At 71.8% G+C, this 17449-nt stretch carries 13 protein-coding genes; 5 read left to right on the top strand and 8 right to left on the bottom strand.

Going from position 1 to position 17449, the window contains the following annotated elements:
- Nucleotides 1-7: 7 nt before the first annotated feature.
- The 5 genes from HC362_RS21470 to HC362_RS21490 form a co-directional block, all read right to left on the bottom strand.
- On the bottom strand, nt 8-928 hold the full coding sequence (locus HC362_RS21470) for a DUF4429 domain-containing protein (RefSeq protein ID WP_243085627.1): 921 nt from the start codon (nt 926-928) through the stop codon (nt 8-10).
- 67 nt (nt 929-995) lie between these two features.
- Complete coding sequence (locus HC362_RS21475; protein ID WP_243085628.1) at nt 996-2162, bottom strand: acyl-CoA dehydrogenase family protein; 1167 nt, start codon at nt 2160-2162, stop codon at nt 996-998.
- A gap of 2 nt (nt 2163-2164) precedes the next feature.
- A complete protein-coding gene (locus HC362_RS21480) occupies nt 2165-3175 on the bottom strand; it encodes a hydroxymethylglutaryl-CoA lyase (RefSeq protein ID WP_243088749.1) in 1011 nt (336 codons plus the stop codon).
- Between the two features lie 70 nt (nt 3176-3245).
- Entirely contained in the window at nt 3246-5471 is a 2226-nt protein-coding gene (locus HC362_RS21485; RefSeq protein WP_243085629.1) for a biotin carboxylase N-terminal domain-containing protein, read from the bottom strand.
- Nucleotides 5472-5548: 77 nt separating this feature from the next.
- Nucleotides 5549-7225 (bottom strand): carboxyl transferase domain-containing protein, encoded by a 1677-nt coding sequence (locus HC362_RS21490; protein WP_243085630.1) that lies wholly within the window; start codon nt 7223-7225, stop codon nt 5549-5551.
- 122 nt (nt 7226-7347) lie between these two features.
- Here HC362_RS21490 and HC362_RS21495 point away from each other — a divergent pair, with 122 nt between their 5' ends.
- The 3 genes from HC362_RS21495 (at nt 7348) to tesB (ending at nt 10345) form a co-directional block, all read left to right on the top strand.
- Nucleotides 7348-8094, top strand: coding sequence for a TetR/AcrR family transcriptional regulator (locus HC362_RS21495; protein ID WP_243085631.1), 747 nt, complete (start codon nt 7348-7350; stop codon nt 8092-8094).
- A gap of 122 nt (nt 8095-8216) precedes the next feature.
- Nucleotides 8217-9374, top strand: coding sequence for an acyl-CoA dehydrogenase family protein (locus HC362_RS21500; protein WP_243085632.1), 1158 nt, complete (start codon nt 8217-8219; stop codon nt 9372-9374).
- A 44-nt stretch (nt 9375-9418) separates the two neighbouring features.
- Nucleotides 9419-10345 (top strand): acyl-CoA thioesterase II, encoded by a 927-nt coding sequence (gene tesB / locus HC362_RS21505; RefSeq protein ID WP_243085633.1) that lies wholly within the window; start codon nt 9419-9421, stop codon nt 10343-10345.
- On the opposite strand, the gene HC362_RS21510 is transcribed toward tesB, so the two are convergent.
- The gene (locus HC362_RS21510; protein WP_243085634.1) at nt 10312-11136 is read right to left on the bottom strand and encodes a phosphatase; all 825 of its coding nucleotides are present in this window, start codon (nt 11134-11136) and stop codon (nt 10312-10314) included. The genes tesB and HC362_RS21510 overlap by 34 nt on opposite strands.
- 112 nt (nt 11137-11248) lie before the next feature.
- Between HC362_RS21510 and speB the strand changes: the two genes are divergently transcribed.
- Together speB and HC362_RS21520 are read left to right on the top strand one after the other, a co-directional pair.
- Complete coding sequence (speB, locus tag HC362_RS21515; RefSeq protein ID WP_243085635.1) at nt 11249-12241, top strand: agmatinase; 993 nt, start codon at nt 11249-11251, stop codon at nt 12239-12241.
- Nucleotides 12242-12855: 614 nt separating this feature from the next.
- The gene (locus HC362_RS21520; RefSeq protein ID WP_243085636.1) at nt 12856-16656 is read left to right on the top strand and encodes an ABC transporter ATP-binding protein; all 3801 of its coding nucleotides are present in this window, start codon (nt 12856-12858) and stop codon (nt 16654-16656) included.
- A 10-nt stretch (nt 16657-16666) separates the two neighbouring features.
- On the opposite strand, the gene HC362_RS21525 is transcribed toward HC362_RS21520, so the two are convergent.
- Both HC362_RS21525 and HC362_RS21530 read right to left on the bottom strand, forming a co-directional pair.
- Nucleotides 16667-16894 (bottom strand): hypothetical protein, encoded by a 228-nt coding sequence (locus HC362_RS21525; RefSeq protein WP_243085637.1) that lies wholly within the window; start codon nt 16892-16894, stop codon nt 16667-16669.
- 17 nt (nt 16895-16911) lie between these two features.
- Nucleotides 16912-17409, bottom strand: coding sequence for an NUDIX domain-containing protein (locus HC362_RS21530; protein ID WP_243085638.1), 498 nt, complete (start codon nt 17407-17409; stop codon nt 16912-16914).
- Nucleotides 17410-17449 lie beyond the last annotated feature (40 nt).

Raw genomic sequence — 17449 nt, forward strand, 5'->3', positions numbered from 1 at the left:
CCGGCTGTCAGAAACGGTCGAGTATCGCCTTCTTGGCGAGGGCGAACTCGTCATCCGTGAGCACGCCGGCACTGTGCAGCTCACCCAGCTCGCGCAGCCGCCGCAGCAGTCCGTCGTGGTCCGCCGCGGCCGGGAACGGGGTGGGGGCGCTCAACTCGGGTGCCGCCGCTCCGGCCCCCGCACCCGCCCCGGTGGCTCCCTCCGCCGCGTGCCCTGCCAGCGGGTGCGGCAGCCGGGCGACCACGGCGGCGGCCAGCAGCACGGCGCCGCCCGTCTCCCGTGTCTGCCGCACGCCCCACAGCAGCAGACAGTTCGGGTCGTGCTGCGGCTTGAGGGCCGGGTAGGTGCCCTTGGGACGGAAGCGGAGGCTGCCGTTCTCCCAGCCGAGCGCCGGGGTCCACTCCACGCCCTCCAGCTCCTGGAGCAGCAACCGGCGCGGACCGGCCGAGGACTTGCTCTGCTCGGCCATCCAGTTCCACTCCAACTGGATGTGTTCCCCGTCGAAGGCGGCGGTGCCGTCCGTGCCGGTGGCGGTCAGCGGGACGGGCGGCCCCGGCAGCAGATAGCGGTCGCACGGGGTGTCGGGCACCTCCGCCAGCAGCAGGGCGTTGCGCACCTCCTCGACGAAGTACTCGGCCACCCCCGTGCGGTCCTTCTCCACCGCCAGTTGATACGGGTCGGCCGCGTCCGGCAGCCTTCCGCTGGCCACCTGGGAGAGCGGGTCGGCGCCGTCCCGCAGCCGCAGGCGGAGCCTGCCGCCCTTGCGTCCGCCCGGCTCGTAGGCGATTCCGGCCACCGCACCCAGAGGAACGGTGACCTCTCCCAGGGCCTTGCGCAGTTGGTGCACCTGACGGTCGGTGCCGGGCACGATCCTGACGGTCTCCCCGTCGAAGGTCCATGCCCCGGCCCGCTGGAGGATTTCCGCCATACTCCGATTATTTAGCCTCAGAGCGCAGGGGTCACCCCCGGTCCGGCCGCCGCCGCTCGCGGTGTCCTCACTCGCCGACCCCCAACTCGCGGGCCACCAGCATGCGCTGCACCTCGCTGGTGCCCTCGCCGATCTCCAGGATCTTCGAGTCCCGCCACATACGGGCGACCGGATACTCGTTCATGAAGCCGTAGCCCCCATGGATCTGCGTGGCCTCACGGGCGTTGGTCACGGCGCTCTCCGAGGAGTACAGCTTGGCCAGCGCCGCCTCCTTCTTGAACGGCTCTCCCGCCATCAGCCGTGCGGCCGCGTCCCGCCAGGCCAGCCGCGAGGTGTGGGCCCGCATCTCCATGTCCGCGATCTTGAACTGGATCGCCTGGTTGGCACCGATGGGCTTGCCGAAGGCCGTACGGGTGTTGGCGTAGCGCACCGACTCGTCCACACAGCCCTGGGCCAGCCCGGTGGCGAGCGCGGAGATGGCGATCCGGCCCTCGTCGAGGATGCGCAGGAACTGGGCATAGCCACGGCCCGGCTCGCCCAGCAGATTGGCGTGCGGGACGCGGACATCGGCGAAGGACAACTCATGGGTGTCCGAGGCGTTCCAGCCCACCTTGGAGTAGGCCGGCGCGACGGTGAAGCCCGGGGTGCCCGAGGGGACGATGATCGTGGAGATGCGGGGCGCCCCGTTGTCCTTGCGCCCGGTGACGGCTGTCACGGTGACCAGGCCCGTTATCTCCGTACCGGAGTTGGTGATGAAGGACTTGGTGCCGTTGATCACCCATTCGTCGTTCTTCTCGTCCAGCACCGCTGTGGTGCGGGTGCCGCCCGCGTCCGAGCCGCACTCCGGCTCGGTCAGCCCGAAGGCGCCCAGGATCTCGCCCGCACACAGCCGCGGCAGCCACTCGCGCTTCTGCTCCTCGGTGCCGAACAGGTAGAGCGGCATCGCCCCCAGCGACACCCCCGCTTCCAGCGTGATGGCCACGGAGGAGTCGACCCGGGCCAGCTCCTCCAGGGCGAGGCAGAGCGCGAGATAGTCGCCGCCCATGCCGCCGTACTCCTCGGGGAACGGCAGGCCGAACAGGCCCATGGAGCCCATCTGCCGGACGATCTCGTACGGGAACTCGTGCTGCTCGTAGAACTCGCCGATCTTGGGCGCCACCACATCGTGGGCGAATTCCTCGACGGTGCGGCGCAGCTCCTCGTGCTCGGGGCTCAGTCGGTGGTCGAGTGCCATGGTCACTGCTCCTGGGAAGAGGTGGGGGCGGCCGTGCCGGCGAGGGCGCGGACCGTACGGGACGGGCTGGGCCGGCCCAGCCGTTCGGCCATCCAGCGGCTGGTGGCGGTGAGCTGGGCCAGATCGACGCCGGTCTCGATGCCGAGGCCGTTCAGCATCCAGACCAGGTCTTCGGTGGCGAGGTTTCCGGTGGCGCTCTTGGCGTACGGGCAGCCGCCCAGCCCGCCCGCCGAGGCGTCCACGGTGGCCACGCCGTTCTGCAGCGCCGCCAGGGTGTTGGAGAGGGCCTGGCCGTAGGTGTCGTGGAAGTGCACGGCGAGCACGGGACCGGCAGCCGGCGGTCCGGAGCCGGCAGCGCCGGGCTCCCCGGCGCCCGAGCCGGGCAGCCCTGCCGTACGGAGGGCCGCGAGCAGCGCGTGGACATGGCCGGGGGTGGCGACGCCGATGGTGTCGCCCAGGCTCAGCTCGTCGCAGCCCATTCCGGCCAGCGCCCGGCACACCCTGACCACCTGTTCGAGGGGGACGGGCCCCTCCCAGGGATCGCCGAAGCACATCGACAGATAGCCGCGCACCCGAAGGCCCTCCCGCTTGGCGCGGGCCACCACGGGTTCGAACATCTCCAGGGCCTCGTCCACCGTGCGGTTGAGATTGGCCTTGGCGAACGACTCGGTGGCGCTGGCGAACACCGCCACCTCCCGCGCCCCCAGCGCCAGCGCCCGCTCCAGACCGCGCGCGTTGGGCACCAGCACCGGCAGCCGCACGCCCTCCAGGGCGGGGCCGCCGAGGCGGGGATACAGCTCCTCGGCGTCGGCAAGCTGGGGCACCCACTTGGGGTGGACGAAGCTGGTGGCCTCCACGGTGGTCAGGCCCGCGGCCGCCAGCCGCTCGATGAACTCCGCCTTGACCTCGACCGGGACGGTCGCCGGCTCGTTCTGCAAACCGTCGCGCGGGCCCACCTCGTGGATCCGCACCCGGCCGGGCAGTCCCTCGTGGCCCTCCAGGGGGAAGACCATGGGCAGCTGTGCCGGTGAGCCGCCGGCCCTGCCCTCCGGTGAGCCGCCCGGTGTCGTGGGGGTTGCCGCGTCAGTCATCCCGCGCCTCCTTCCCGTCCGCCTTCTCGGCGTCCTCGAACGGGTCCACCACCGCGAGCACCTGGTCCATCGCCACGGTGCTGCCCGCCGTCACCTCCAGCTCGGCCACCCGGCCGGCGTGCGGGGCCGTGATGACGTGCTCCATCTTCATGGCCTCCACCACCAGCAGGCTCTGACCGGCCGCCACCTCGTCGCCGACGGCCGCCTTGACCACGGTGACCGTGCCGGGCATGGGCGCCGTCAGCGCGTCGGCCCCATGGGCGCCGCCCGCCCGCCGGAGGGCTTCCGCCACCGGGTCGTGACCGCGCACCTGCCAGGCCTCGCCGTCCCTGCCCAGCCACACCCCCGGGGTGTCACCGTCCATTGCCAGGGCGCGGGTGAAGGTGCGGCTCATTCCGTCCCAGTCGAGCCGTACCTTCGGGGCGTCCGCTGTTGGGCCGTCCGCCCTCGCGCCGGGCGCCAGCCGGGCGCGCACCGGGGCGGCGCCGTCGACGCTGACCTCCATCTCGCCTGCGGCCGGGGGCCCTTCGGGGCGCCTGCCGTCCGGCGCTGCCGGGCGGACCCGCACCGCAACCGGTTCGTGGCCCGGAACCCGCAGATGGTGCACCGTCCAGGCGCGCTGTCCGCCGAGCCGCCACCCGGAGGGCACCGAGAACGGGCTGACCCAGGCGGCGGCCCCGGCCGCTCGACCGGCGGCGGCTTCCGGGGCGACGCCGGGCACCGCGGCGGCGCCCGGTCCTCCAGTGCCGGTGTCCGGTCCCGGGCCGGCGTCCGGGGCGAGTGCCGCCTGCCGCAGCAGGGCCGCAGCTCCGTACACCTCGTCCGGCACGCCCTCGGGCAGCAGCCCGGCCGCGGCGCGGTCCACCAGGCCGGTGTCCAGGTCTCCGGAGGCCACCTGGGGGTGGGCGAGGAGGGCGCGCAGGAACGCCGTGTTGGTGTCCACTCCCAGCACCGTCGTACGCGCCAGAGCGGCGCGCAGTCCGCGCAGCGCGGCGGCCCGGTCCGGCCCCCAGGTGATGACCTTGGCGAGCATCGGGTCGTACGTCGTGCCCACCTCCGTGCCCTCGCTCAAGCCGGAGTCGGTGCGCACGCCCTCGCCCTGCGGCTCCTGGAGCAGCAGCACCCGGCCTGCCGAGGGCAGGAAGTCGACATGGCCGTCCTCGGCGCCCTGTGTGACGCGGGCGGTCTCCGCGCAGATCCGGGCCTCCACCGCATGGCCGTCCAGCGCGATGTCCCCCTGTGCGAAGGGCAGCGGCTCCCCGGCCGCGACGCGCAGCTGCCACTCCACCAGGTCGAGCCCGGTGATCAGTTCGGTGACCGGGTGCTCCACCTGGAGCCGGGTGTTCATCTCCATGAAGTAGTACGACCCGGAGCCGTCGCCCGGCACGATGAACTCCACCGTGCCCGCACCCCGATAGCCGCACGAGCGTGCCGCGTTCACCGCCGCCTGTCCCATCGCCTGGCGCGTGGCCTCGTCCAGCAGCGGGCTGGGCGCCTCCTCGATGATCTTCTGGTGCCGGCGCTGGAGCGAGCACTCGCGCTCTCCCAGATGGAGGACGTTGCCGTGGCCGTCCGCCAGCACCTGGATCTCGATGTGCCGCGGCCGGTCGATCCACCGTTCCACCAGCAGTCCGTCGTCACCGAATGCGCCCCGGGCCTCGCGGCGGGCCGCGGCGATCTCGTCCGGCAGCGCCGCCTCGTCGCGCACCAGCCGCATGCCCTTGCCGCCGCCGCCCGCGGACGGCTTGAGCAGCACCGGGAGGCCGGTCTCCCGAGCGGCGACGGCCAGTTCGGCGTCGGTCAGCCCGCTGCCCGAGGAGCCCGGCACCACCGGGACGTCCGCCTCGCGCACCGTCTCCTTGGCGCGGATCTTGTCGCCCATCAGCTCGATGGCGTCGGCGGGCGGCCCGATGAAGGCGAGCCCGGCGGCCTCGCAGCGCCGCGCGAACTCGGCGTTCTCCGCGAGGAATCCGTACCCGGGGTGTACGGCCTGGGCGCCGCTGCGGTCCGCGGCCTCCAGCAGCCGGTCCACGCTCAGATAGCTGTGCACGGCCGCCGCCGGGCCGATCCGGACCGCGGTGTCCGCCTCCCGTACATGGCGCGCCTCGGCGTCCGCGTCGCTGTGCACCGCGACGGACCGGATTCCGAGCCTGCGCAGCGTGCGGATCACCCGCACCGCGATCTCGCCCCGGTTGGCCACCAGCACCGTGTCGAACATCGGTCCTCTCCTCGCCCTTGCGACTCCGTCGCTCCCGGCTTCCCTGCCGTCGGTCGGCTGTGCCATGTCCCGCCCCCTCACATCCGGAAGACGCCGAAGCGGGGCGCCTCCGGATCGCGGTGCGGCAGCGGCGCGTTGGCGCAGGCGGTCAGCGCCAGCCCCAGCACCTGCCGGGTCTCCAACGGGTCGATCACGCCGTCGTCCCACAGCCGGGCGGTGGCGTAGTAGGCGTTGCCCTGGGTTTCGTACTGCGCGCGGACGGGGGCGCGGAACTCCTCTTCCTCCTCGGCGCTCCACTCCTCACCGCGCGCCTCCAGTTGGTCCCGCTTCACGGTGGCGAGCACCGAGGCGGCCTGCTCGCCGCCCATCACGGAGATCTTGGCGTTCGGCCACATCCACAGGAAGCGCGGGCTGTAGGCCCGGCCGCACATCGAATAGTTGCCGGCGCCGTAGGAGCCTCCGATCACCACCGTCAGCTTCGGAACCCGGGCGCAGGCCACGGCGGTGACCATCTTGGCGCCGTGCTTGGCGATGCCGCCCGCCTCGTAGTCCTTGCCGACCATGAAGCCCGAGATGTTCTGCAGGAAGAGCAGCGGGATGCCGCGCTGGTCGCACAGCTCGATGAAGTGGGCGCCCTTCTGGGCGGATTCGGAGAAGAGGATGCCGTTGTTGGCCACCACGCCGACGGGGTGGCCGTGGACATGGGCGAAGCCGGTGACGAGCGTGGTGCCGTACTCCGGCTTGAACTCCTGGAAGCGGGAGCCGTCCACCAGGCGGCCGATGACCTCGTGCACGTCATAGGGCGTGCGGGAGTCGACGGGCACCACGTCGTAGAGCCCGGCCGGGTCCAGGGCGGGCTCCTCCGCGGGGCGTACGGCCCAGGGCAGGGCAGAGGCGGCGGGAGGCGCGGGCAGGGTGGCGACGATGTGGCGGACGATGCGCAGCGCGTGCGCGTCGTCCTCGGCCAGGTGGTCGGTGACACCCGAGATCCGGGAGTGGGTCTCGCCGCCGCCGAGCTCCTCGGCGGTGACCACTTCACCGGTGGCCGCCTTCACCAGAGGCGGGCCGCCCAGGAAGATCGTGCCCTGCTCGCGCACGATCACCGCTTCGTCGCTCATCGCCGGGACATAGGCGCCGCCTGCGGTGCAGGAGCCGAGGACGGCGGCGATCTGCGGGACTCCGGCGGCGGACATCCGGGCCTGGTTGTAGAAGATCCGGCCGAAGTGCTCGCGGTCGGGGAAGACCTCGTCCTGCATCGGCAGGAAGGCGCCGCCCGAGTCGACCAGATAGAGGCACGGCAGCCGGTTCTCCAGGGCCACTTCCTGAGCCCGCAGGTGCTTCTTGACCGTCATGGGGTAGTAGGTGCCGCCCTTGACCGTGGCGTCGTTGGCGACGATGACCACCTCGCGTCCGGCGACCCGTCCGATGCCGGCGATCACCCCAGCCGCCGGGGCCGCGTCGCCGTACATCCCGTCCGCCGCCAGCGGGGCGAGCTCCAGGAAGGGCGAGCCGGGATCGAGCAGGGCGTCCACCCGCTCGCGGGGCAGCAGCTTGCCGCGCGCCGTGTGCCGCTCGCGGGCCCTGGCACCGCCGCCCAGCCGGGCCCGCGCCAGCTTCTCGCGGAGCTGTCCGGCCAGCTCGCGGTGGGCCCTGCGGTTCTCCGCCGCCGCCTCGGAGCCCGGGTCGAGTGCGCTCACCAGGCGTGGCGCCGCGGGCCCGTGCCCGCTCACGTCCCGCACTGCTCGCTCGTTCATCCGGCCAGCCCCCTTGCTCGCACGTCACCACCACGACAGCCGCACCGCCACCGCACATCCGGCGGTTAGCCATCGTTAACTCGCTGCATCCAGGTTAACGCTCACTAACGCGGCTGTCTAGAATGGTCAGCATGAGCACGAAGACGGCAGGCACGGCCGCACCCAGCCGACGGGAGCAGATCCTGCGGGAGGCCGCGCGGCTCTTCGCCGAGCGCGGTTTCCACGGGGTGGGCGTCGACGAGATAGGAGCCGCCGTCGGTATCAGCGGCCCGGGCCTCTACCGCCATTTCGCGGGCAAGGACGCGATGCTGGCCGAGCTGCTGGTGGGGATCAGCCGGCGGCTCTACGAGGGCGGCCGGCGCAGGTCCGAGGAGTCGGCGGCGGCGGGTCTGGCGCCGCAGGCGGCGCTGGACGCACTGATCGAGGGGCACATCGACTTCGCGCTGGACGACCGGGAGCTGATCACCCTCCACGACCGCGAGCTCGACCGGCTGCGGGAGGCCGACCGCAAGCAGGTCCGCAAGCTCCAGCGGCAGTACGTGGAGCTGTGGGTCGCCGCTGTCCGCGCGGTGTATCCGGGCCTGACCGAGCTGGAGGCCAGGGTCTCGGTGCACACCGTCTTCGGGCTGCTGAACTCGACCCCGCACCTGAGCGGCCCCTCGGCGCTGCCCGACCGGGAGACGACGGCCGCGCTGCTGCACCGGCTGGCCCGCGGCGCCTTCTCGGCCGCGGCTCCGCGCGAGCGCGCGGGGGAGGCGGGGGAGGGGGAGGCGCGGTCCGCCGCAGAGCGCGCCGAGTACACCGCGCCCGCAGAGCGCACCGAGCACCCGGAGCCCGCGCCCGCACCGGGGGCCGAGCCTTCCGCGTGATCGCGTGATCGCGTGGTCGCGTGAGCGACCGCCCTGGACAGTGGAGGTGACCGCTCGGTAGCTTTGACTCCATTGGGCTGAGCAAGCGCTTAGCCATGGTCAAGGCGACGAGGAGGCGTGCTGTGCGCCGCACGGTGTTCAACGAGGACCACGAAGCGTTCCGCCAGACGATCCGCGACTTCATCGCGGCGGAGGTCGTGCCCTACTACCCGCAGTGGGCCGAGCAGGGCTATGTGCCCAAGGAGTTCTACAAGAAGCTCGGCGAACTGGGCGTCTTCGGCATCGAGGTCCCCGAGGAGTACGGCGGCGCCGGCGAGACCAGCTTCAAGTACAACGCCGTGATCACCGAGGAGTGCGCCCGCGCGGGCGTCAGCTTCGGCGGCTCCAGCGTGCACACAGCCCTCTGCCTCCCGTACCTGCTCAAGTACGCCGACGAGGAGCAGAAGAAGCGCTGGCTGCCCGCCTTCGTCTCCGGCGAGATGATGACCGCCATCGCCATGACCGAGCCCGGCACCGGCTCCGACCTGGCCGGTATGAAGACCACGGCCAAGCTGTCCGAGGACGGCACGCACTACATCCTCAACGGCGCCAAGACCTTCATCACCGGCGGCGTCCAGGCCGACCGCGTCCTGGTCTGCGCCCGTACAGCCCCGCCCACCCCCGAGGACCGGCGCGGCGGCATCTCCATCCTCGTCGTGGACGCCGGCAGCGAGGGCTACGCGGTGGGCCGCAAGCTGGAGAAGCTCGGACTGCGCAGCTCCGACACCGCCGAGCTGTCCTTCACCGACGTCAAGGTGCCCGTCGAGGACCTGCTGGGCGAGGAGGGCAAGGCGTTCTCCTACCTCACCCACAACCTGCCGCAGGAGCGGCTGGGCATCGCCATCGGCGCCTACGCGCAGTCCGCGGCGGCCGTCCGCTTCGCGCACAACTACGTCAAGGAGCGGACGGTCTTCGGCAAGGAGGTGGCCTCCTTCCAGAACACCAAGTTCGTACTGGCCGACTGCCAGTCCGACGTGGACGCGATGCAGGCCGTCGTCGACCGTGCCCTGGAGGCGCTGGACGCTGGTGAGCTGACGCCCGCCGACGCCGCCTCGGTCAAGCTGTTCACCACCGAGACCGCGGCCCGGGTCATCGACAAGTGCCTCCAGCTGCACGGCGGTTACGGCTACATGCTGGAGTACCCGATCGCCAACCTGTACGCCGACACCCGCGTCTCGCGCATCTACGGCGGCACCAGCGAGGTCATGCGCTCCATCATCGCCAAGTCCATGGGGCTGTGAACGGCGTACGGCCGTCTCGGGTCCGCTCGGCAGAATCACAGAACATGAGCCAAGAACTGACGTCCCTGCTCGAACTGCTCGATCTGGAGCGGATCGAGCAGGACATCTTCCGCGGCAGCAGCCGCCCCGCCATCGTCCCCCGGGTCTTCGGCGGCCAGGTCGCCGCGCAGGCACTCGTCGCCGCCTGCCGCACCGTCCCCGCCGGGCGGTTGCCGCACTCGCTGCACGCGTACTTCCTGCGCTCGGGGGACCCCGGCGCGCCCATCGTCTACACGGTGGACCGGATACGCGACGGGCGGTCCTTCACCACCCGCCGGGTGGTGGCCGTACAGCACGGGCAGCCCATCTTCCATCTGTCCGCCTCGTTCCAGGTGCACGAGGAGGGGATGGAGCACCAGGAGCCGATGCCCCACGCACCCGATCCGGAGACGCTGCCGGCCGCGGAGGAGATCGTTCCGCGCTACCGGGAGCTGTTCACCGACCCCCAGGTGCCCGAGCGGCTCCTGAAGGCGCGGGCCGCGGTCGATCTGCGGTACGTCGAGGAGCCCCCGTTCGGCAGGGTCGGCAGGCCCGGCGAGCCGCGTTCCCAGGTGTGGTTCCGCACCAACGGGAAGCTGGACGGCGAACTGGACGACCCGATGCTGCACATCTGTCTGGCGACCTACGTCTCGGACATGACGCTGCTGGACTCGGTCCTGCTCGCCCACGGCAGGGGCGGCTGGGCGGTCGGCGACGTGGTCGGGGCCAGCCTGGACCACGCCATGTGGTTCCACCGCCCGTTCCGCGCTGACGAATGGCTGCTCTACGACCAGGAGTCCCCGACGGCCCAGGGCGGCAGGGGGCTGGCCAAGGGGCGGATCTTCACCCGGGACGGACGGTTGGTGGTCTCCGTCATCCAGGAGGGCGTCGTCCGGGTTCCGCGCCAGGAGGGCGGCGCTCAGCCCGCCAGCCCGGCGGCGGCCAGCAGATAGGCCGTCATCGGCTCGTAGAAGCGCGGGTCGACCACGTGGTCGTCCAGCGGCACGGTGACCTCCAGCGTGCCCTCCGCCTCGCCCAGGAAGAGCGCGGGATCGTTGCAGTCGGCGAAACCGACGGTGGTCAGCCCGTGCTGGGCGGCGCGGCCCGCCCACCCGTGGTCGGCCACCACCAGGTCGGGCAGCGGCTCTCCGGCCTGCTCGAGACCGTGCAGCACGCCCGCCATCGGCTCGGGCGAGTGGGTGTGCCACAGGGAGGCGCCGCGCTCGTAGACGGCGACGCCCTGGAACTGCACGATGACGCCCTCGTCGGCGAAGACCCGCAGCGGGGTGCGCACGATGTCGCACCCGGCCGCGCGCAGCGCGGTGGCGAGGGTGCCGTGCATGTCCAGCAGCGCTCCCGGATGGCCGGTGGCGAACAGCACCCTGCCGCGCCCCTCGGCGGCCTTGCGCAGCTCGGCGGCGGCCCGGTCGAGGGCCGCCACGGTCAGCTCGGGGTCGATGGTGTCCTGGCCGGTGCGGTAGTCCGGGTCGTCGTTGACGCCGCAGCGCTCGGCCATCACGGCCAGTACGTCCTGCTCGTCCGCCCAGCGCTCGCCCAGTTCCAGGCCGAGCCAGTAGTGGCGGTCGCCGTTGGCGAGCTTGCGGTAGTGGGACAGGTTGTTCTCCCGCGGCGTGGCGACGTCCCCCGCGATCCGGGTGCGCACCAGGTGGCTGGTCAGCTCGTCACGGGAGGGCGCTTCCGGAAGCGGCAGGGGCAGCGACACGGGCAAGAGAGGCTGTGACATGTAGCCATTGTGTCTCGTACGGTCGCTCGATGGACGGAGTGTCCAAAAGGCGGCGTACGTTCCTGCGGACCGTCCAACGGCCCAGGGGTGCGTTCCGCCTACGCTCGACGGTATGAGCAGCAGTGAGATACATCCCTCCGACACCGTTCCGACGCCCCGTGGTCCCGTCGACTCCTCCAGGGTGCCCCGCTACGCGGGACCCGCGACGTTCGCGCGGCTGCCGCGGATCGACGAGACGGGCGGCCGTGCGGACGTGGCCGTGGTGGGTGTCCCGTTCGACACCGGAGTCTCCTACCGCCCCGGAGCCCGCTTCGGCGGCAACGCCATCCGGGAGGCGTCGAGGCTGCTGCGGCCCTACAACCCGGCGCAGGACGCGGCACCCTTCGCGCTGGCGCAGGTCGCGGACGCCGGGGACATCGCGGTCAACCCGTTCGACATCGGCGAGGCCGTCGAGACGGTCGACGAGGCGGCCACCTCCCTGCTGGAGTCCGGCGCCCGGCTGATGACGCTCGGCGGCGACCACACCATCGCGCTGCCGCTGCTGCGCGCGATGGCACGCAAGCACGGACCTGTGGCCCTGCTGCACTTCGACGCGCACCTGGACACCTGGGACACCTACTTCGGCGCCGCCTACACCCACGGCACGCCCTTCCGGCGTGCCGTCGAGGAGGGGCTGCTGGACACCTCGGCGCTCTCCCATGTGGGCACCAGGGGACCGCTGTACGGAAAGCGCGACCTGGACGACGACGCCAAGATGGGCTTCGGCATCGTCACCTCGGCGGATGTGATGCGGCGGGGCGTGGACGAGGTGGTCGACCAGCTGCGGCAGCGCATCGGCTCCCGTCCGCTCTATGTGTCGGTGGACATCGATGTGCTCGACCCCGCGCACGCGCCCGGCACGGGCACCCCGGAGGCGGGCGGGCTCACCTCGCGGGAGCTGCTGGAGATCCTGCGCGGTCTGTCCGACTGCAATCTGGTCTCGGCCGATCTGGTGGAAGTCGCGCCCGCTTATGACCACGCGGAGCTCACTTCGGTCGCAGCCTCGCACACGGCGTACGAGCTGACGACGCTGATGACGCGGCAGATCGCGGCGGCCAGGGGCTGACGAGGGCGGCCCGGATGAGTGGGTTCCGGCCGTGTTGGGGACCTGCTCCTTCCGGTCGTGTGTTCGCCTGCGGGCAGCCTCCCGTACACGTCGGGCGAGTCGGCACCGTTCGGACTGCCGAACGATGCAGGTCGGTGCGGGCTTGACGGTACCCGGCAAATCGTCCGCTCAGTAACAGAGTGCAGCTGGTTTAATACGGGACGTTACTAAATTTGATCGGTCGATGTGCATTTCGTGGAAGTTCTCGACAGACTGCACAAGCGATCCCGCGGGAAGACGGCGCGGAGCGATCGCGGAGCTGGCCTCGTGGGGGGTGCCGGCCCGCACGCACCCAGGGACGCGCCGTCGGTGGCCGGGGCGGCCTCGGAAGAGCCTAGGGCTCACCGGGCCGCCTTCGGTCACCTTCTCCTCCACGAGTCCCTCCTCCACGAGTCCCTCCTCCACGAGTCCCTCCTCCACTCCTCCCTCCACTCGCCCTCCTTCACTCGCCCTCCTCCGCTCGTCCCTTTTCCGCTCACCTCTCCGCCGATCCGGGATGAAAATCCGATCCATTGATGTTGGGCTGTCCGCAGGGAAGGCAGCGAAAGGCCCGACATGAAGGGACTGGGGACGTCGTGACGGAGGAGAGTGCGAGTACGCCGGGGTGGGCCCGGCGGCTGGCCGGGTACTGCTGGCGGTACAGGCGTTCGGTCGTGCTCGCGCTGGGCGCCTCGCTGGGCGGCATGGCCGTCATGGCACTGGTCCCGCTGCTGACCAAGACGATCATCGACGACGTGGTGGTCGGCGGCCGGGGCAGCCTGTGGACGTGGATCGGGCTGCTGCTCGCAGCCGCCGTGGTCATCTACGTACTGACCTACGCACGCCGCTACTACGGCGGACGGCTCGCGCTGGATGTCCAGCACGACCTGCGGACCGAGATGTACCGCTCGATCGTGCGGCTGGACGGCCGCAGCCAGGACGAGCTGTCGACCGGACAGGTCGTCGGACGCGGCACCAGCGACCTCCAACTGGTGCAGAGCCTGCTGTTCATGCTGCCGATGATGATCGGCAACGTACTGCTGTTCGTGGTCGCGCTCGTGGTGATGGTCGCCCTCTCACCGCTGCTGACCCTGGTGTCGGTGGCGGTCTTCCCGCTGCTGTGGTGGGTGGCCAACCTCAGCCGCAAGCGGCTCTTCCCCGCGACCTGGTACGCGCAGCAGCAGGCCGGCGCGGTCGCCTCCGTGGTGGACGGATCGGTCACCGGCGTACGCGTGGTCAAGGGCTTCGGCCAGGAGGCACAGGAGACCGGAAAACTCCGGGCCGTCAGCCGGAAGCTGTTCGCCGGGAGGATGCGCACCGTACGCCTCAACGCGCGCTACGCGCCCGCCCTGCAGACCGTGCCCTCCCTCGGCCAGGTCGGCATGCTGGCGCTCGGCGGCTGGATGGCCACCCGGGGCGAGATCACCCTGGGCACCTTCGTCGCCTTCTCCACCTACCTGGCCCAACTGGTGGGCCCGGTGCGGATGCTCGCCATGATGCTCACCGTCGGACAGCAGGCGCGGGCCGGCGTCGAACGGGTCTACGACCTGATCGACACCGAACCGCAGATGGCCGAGAGCCCGCACGCGCGCGCCCTGCCGCAGTCCGCCGACGCCTCCGTCGAGTTCGAGGACGTCACCTTCGGCTACGCACCGGACAACCCGGTGCTGGACGGCTTCAGCCTGCGCATCGAACCCGGCGAGACGGTCGCCCTGGTGGGCGCCAGCGGCAGCGGCAAGTCCACCGTCTCCATGCTGCTGCCGCGCTACTACGACGTGACGGGCGGAGCGGTGCGCGTCGGCGGGCAGGACGTGCGTGATCTGACGCTGGACTCGCTGCGCTCCGCCATCGGCCTCGTGCCGGAGAACCCCTTTCTGTTCTCCTCCTCCATCCGGGAGAACATCGCCTACGGCGCTCCCGACGCCACCGACGAGGAGATCCGCGCCGCCGCCAGCGCCGCACAGGCCGACCGCTTCATCCGCGAGCTGCCGGACGGCTACGAGACGGCCGTCGGCGAGCAGGGACTGACCCTCTCCGGCGGCCAGCGCCAGCGCGTAGCGCTCGCCCGCGCGCTGCTGACCGACCCGCGCCTGCTGCTCCTGGACGACGCCACCTCGGCTGTGGACGCGCGCGTGGAGCACGAGATACACCAGGCGCTGCGCGAGGTCATGGCGGGCCGTACGACACTGCTTATCGCCCACCGGCAGTCCACCCTGGCGCTGGCGGACCGGATCGCGGTGCTGGAGCACGGGCGGCTGGCCGACGTCGGCACCCACGAGGAGCTGACCGAGCGCTGCGCCCTCTACCGCCGGCTGCTGACCGACCCGGACGAGCTCGGCGACGTGGAACGCGACCCGGCCGGTATGGCCGTACACGACGCGCACGAGACCGTCGACGGGGTGACGCCCGAGCTGTGGGTGCGGGAGCAGGAGGCGGAGGCCGACGACGCGGCCGCGGCCGGTGTCACCGGTACCGCCGCGGCACAGGCCGGACGCCCGGGCGCCTTCGGCGCGGAACTGGCCGGTCTGCCCGGCAGCCCCGAACTGCTCGCCAGGGTGGCCGCGCTGCCGCCCGCCGACGACACACCGGACGTGGACGAGCAGCACGCCGAGCAGCGCGAGGAGTCCTACGGTCTGCGCCGCCTGTTGCGCGGTTTCGGCGCAGCCCTGCTGGTCGCCCTCGTCTTCGCCGCACTGGACGCCGGGTTCGGACTGGTGCTGCCCGTGCTGATCCGGCACGGCATCGACGACGGTGTGGAAAAGGGCGCACTGGGCGCCGTCTGGTTCGCCTCCGGACTCGCGCTGGCCGTCGTGCTCGCCCAGTGGGGCGCGCAGATCTGCTCGCTGCTGCTGACCGGACGCACCGGAGAGCGGGTGCTCTACGCCCTGCGGGTGAAGATTTTCGCGCAGTTGCAGCGGCTCGGACTCGACTACTACGAACGGCACCAGGCGGGCGCCGTGATGACCCGGATGACGACGGACGTGGACGCCCTCTCGACGTTCCTGCAGACGGGCCTTGTCACCGCTGTCGTCTCGCTGTTCACCTTCCTGGGCATCCTGGGCGCGCTGCTGGTCCTCGACATCGAGCTGGCCCTGGTCGTCTTCGCGACCCTGCCGCTGCTGGTCGTCGGCACGGTCTTCTTCCGCAGGCAGAGCGTCAAGGCCTACGAGCTGGCCCGCGAGAGGGTGAGCGTGGTCAACGCCGACCTGCAGGAGTCGGTGGCCGGGCTGCGGATGGTGCAGGCGTTCCGCGGCGAGGAGCGCGGGGCCGAGCAGTTCGAGCGCCGCAGCGACGGCTACCGCCGGGCCCGGGTGCGCGGCCAGTGGCTGATATCGGTCTACTTCCCCTTCGTGCAGCTGCTCGCCGCCGTCGCGACGGCGGCCGTGCTCGTGGTGGGCGCCGGGCGCATCGAGAACGGCACACTGACGGCGGGTGCGCTGGTCGCCTACCTGCTCTACATCGAGCTGTTCTTCGCACCCGTGCAGCAGCTCTCGCAGGTCTTCGACGGGTACCAGCAGGCGGCCGTCTCACTGCGCCGTATCCAGGAGCTGCTGCGCGAGGAGAGCAGCACTCCGCCGGCCGTGGCGCCGAGCGAACTGACCGCGCTGGAGGGCCGGATCGAGTTCCGGGACGTCAACTTCCGCTATGCGAGCGCGGACCCGGCCGGTGCGCAGGGGGACGAGAAGGCGCTCTCCGGCGTCCGGCTGACCATCCCGGCAGGACAGACCGTAGCCTTCGTGGGGGAGACCGGCGCGGGCAAGTCCACGCTGGTCAAGCTCGTCGCCCGGTTCTACGACCCGAGCGAGGGCGCGGTCCTGGTCGACGGCCGGGACCTGCGCGAGATCGACCTGACCGGCTACCGGAACCGGCTCGGAGTGGTGCCCCAGGAGCCGTACCTCTTCCCGGGCACCGTGCGGGACGCCATCGCCTACGGGCGGATGGACGCCACCGACGCCCAGGTCGAGGCGGCGGCCCGGGCGGTGGGCGCCCACGACATGATCGCCTCCCTGTCGGGCGGCTATCTGCACGAGGTGGACGAGCGGGGCCGCAACCTGTCCGCCGGGCAGCGGCAGTTGATCGCGCTGGCGCGGGCCGAGCTGGTGGACCCGGTGGTCCTGCTGCTGGACGAGGCGACCGCGGCTCTCGACCTGGCGACCGAGTCGCTGGTCAACCAGGCGACGGACCGGCTGGCCGGTTCGCGCACCACACTGGTGGTGGCACACCGGCTGACGACGGCGGCGCGGGCCGACCGGGTCGTCGTGCTCGATCACGGCAGAGTCGTCGAGGACGGTACGCACCAGGAGCTGGTGGCGCTCGGTGGCCGCTACGCGGAGCTGTGGCGGACGTTCGCGGGGGAGCCCGCCACGGGAGGTGCGGAGCACGCCGTGGTCCGGTGAGGCGTGACTGCTAGGCGCCCCGGTTGCGTGGGTGGCGGCGTGCGGTGCGCTCGTTGCCGCGCTTGTAGTTGCCCGTCCAGCGGGCCATCACCAGCTGCGCGTCGCCGGCGGCGACTTCCTCGAGGAAGCGGTCGGCGCGCGGTCCGCGCAGCGTGGTGACCGGGCGGCCGTGGTGGCTGATCACCACGGCCGCTGTCGCGCCGTGCTGTTCGTAGGCGAATCCATGAGGTCTCGGCATGCGTCCTACGCTAGGCCTCAGTTGTCGCAGAGTCCCACCACGTATTCGTCCACCGTCTGCACCTCGCCATAGGGCAGCGGTTCCTCGCCGGTGCGCCAGTGGATGGCCGAGATCTCCTCGGTCGGGGTGAAGGGCAGCACTTGTGTGAGCTCCCCGGTGTAGACGGCGCCGTAGAGCACCCGTTGCTCCGGGCCCAGCGCGGTACGGGCGAAGCCGGCGAAGCGCAGCGCCGCCGCGTCCACCGACTGGCAGGTCTCCTCGTGCAGTTCGCGGGCGGCCGCCGCACGCGGGCTCTCGCCCTCCTCGATACCGCCGCCGGGCAGCTCCCAGCAGGCGCGGCTGCGTACGTGCACCATCAGCAGCCTGCCCCCGTGCCGTACGGCCAACAGCACGTAGCCGACGGGGGCGTCCGGGAAACGCGTGTCCTCCGCCTCTCGGTGGAAGGACAGCAGCCGCATCCCGCGCGGGCCCGTGGCCAGCGGGGCGGGCGTGGGCGGGGTTGCGGGATCGGTCATGACGGCAGCGTAACCCCGGCCGCCGACAGCCGGGCCGGCA

This window comes from Streptomyces sp. 891-h, from assembly GCF_022760275.1.
Classification (GTDB): domain Bacteria; phylum Actinomycetota; class Actinomycetes; order Streptomycetales; family Streptomycetaceae; genus Streptomyces; species Streptomyces spirodelae.

What these genes read in the sequence shown, in the direction of transcription:
- HC362_RS21470 (WP_243085627.1), bottom strand. Translation starts at nt 928, where the DNA reads ATGGCGGAAATCCTCCAGCGGGCCGGGGCATGGACCTTCGACGGGGAG.
- HC362_RS21475 (WP_243085628.1), bottom strand. Translation starts at nt 2,162, where the DNA reads ATGGCACTCGACCACCGACTGAGCCCCGAGCACGAGGAGCTGCGCCGC.
- HC362_RS21480 (WP_243088749.1), bottom strand. Translation starts at nt 3,175, where the DNA reads ATGGTCTTCCCCCTGGAGGGCCACGAGGGACTGCCCGGCCGGGTGCGG.
- HC362_RS21485 (WP_243085629.1), bottom strand. Translation starts at nt 5,471, where the DNA reads ATGTTCGACACGGTGCTGGTGGCCAACCGGGGCGAGATCGCGGTGCGG.
- HC362_RS21490 (WP_243085630.1), bottom strand. Translation starts at nt 7,225, where the DNA reads ATGAACGAGCGAGCAGTGCGGGACGTGAGCGGGCACGGGCCCGCGGCG.
- HC362_RS21495 (WP_243085631.1), top strand. Translation starts at nt 7,348, where the DNA reads ATGGTCAGCATGAGCACGAAGACGGCAGGCACGGCCGCACCCAGCCGA.
- tesB (WP_243085633.1), top strand. Translation starts at nt 9,419, where the DNA reads ATGAGCCAAGAACTGACGTCCCTGCTCGAACTGCTCGATCTGGAGCGG.
- HC362_RS21510 (WP_243085634.1), bottom strand. Translation starts at nt 11,136, where the DNA reads ATGTCACAGCCTCTCTTGCCCGTGTCGCTGCCCCTGCCGCTTCCGGAA.
- speB (WP_243085635.1), top strand. Translation starts at nt 11,249, where the DNA reads ATGAGCAGCAGTGAGATACATCCCTCCGACACCGTTCCGACGCCCCGT.
- HC362_RS21525 (WP_243085637.1), bottom strand. Translation starts at nt 16,894, where the DNA reads ATGCCGAGACCTCATGGATTCGCCTACGAACAGCACGGCGCGACAGCG.
- HC362_RS21530 (WP_243085638.1), bottom strand. Translation starts at nt 17,409, where the DNA reads ATGACCGATCCCGCAACCCCGCCCACGCCCGCCCCGCTGGCCACGGGC.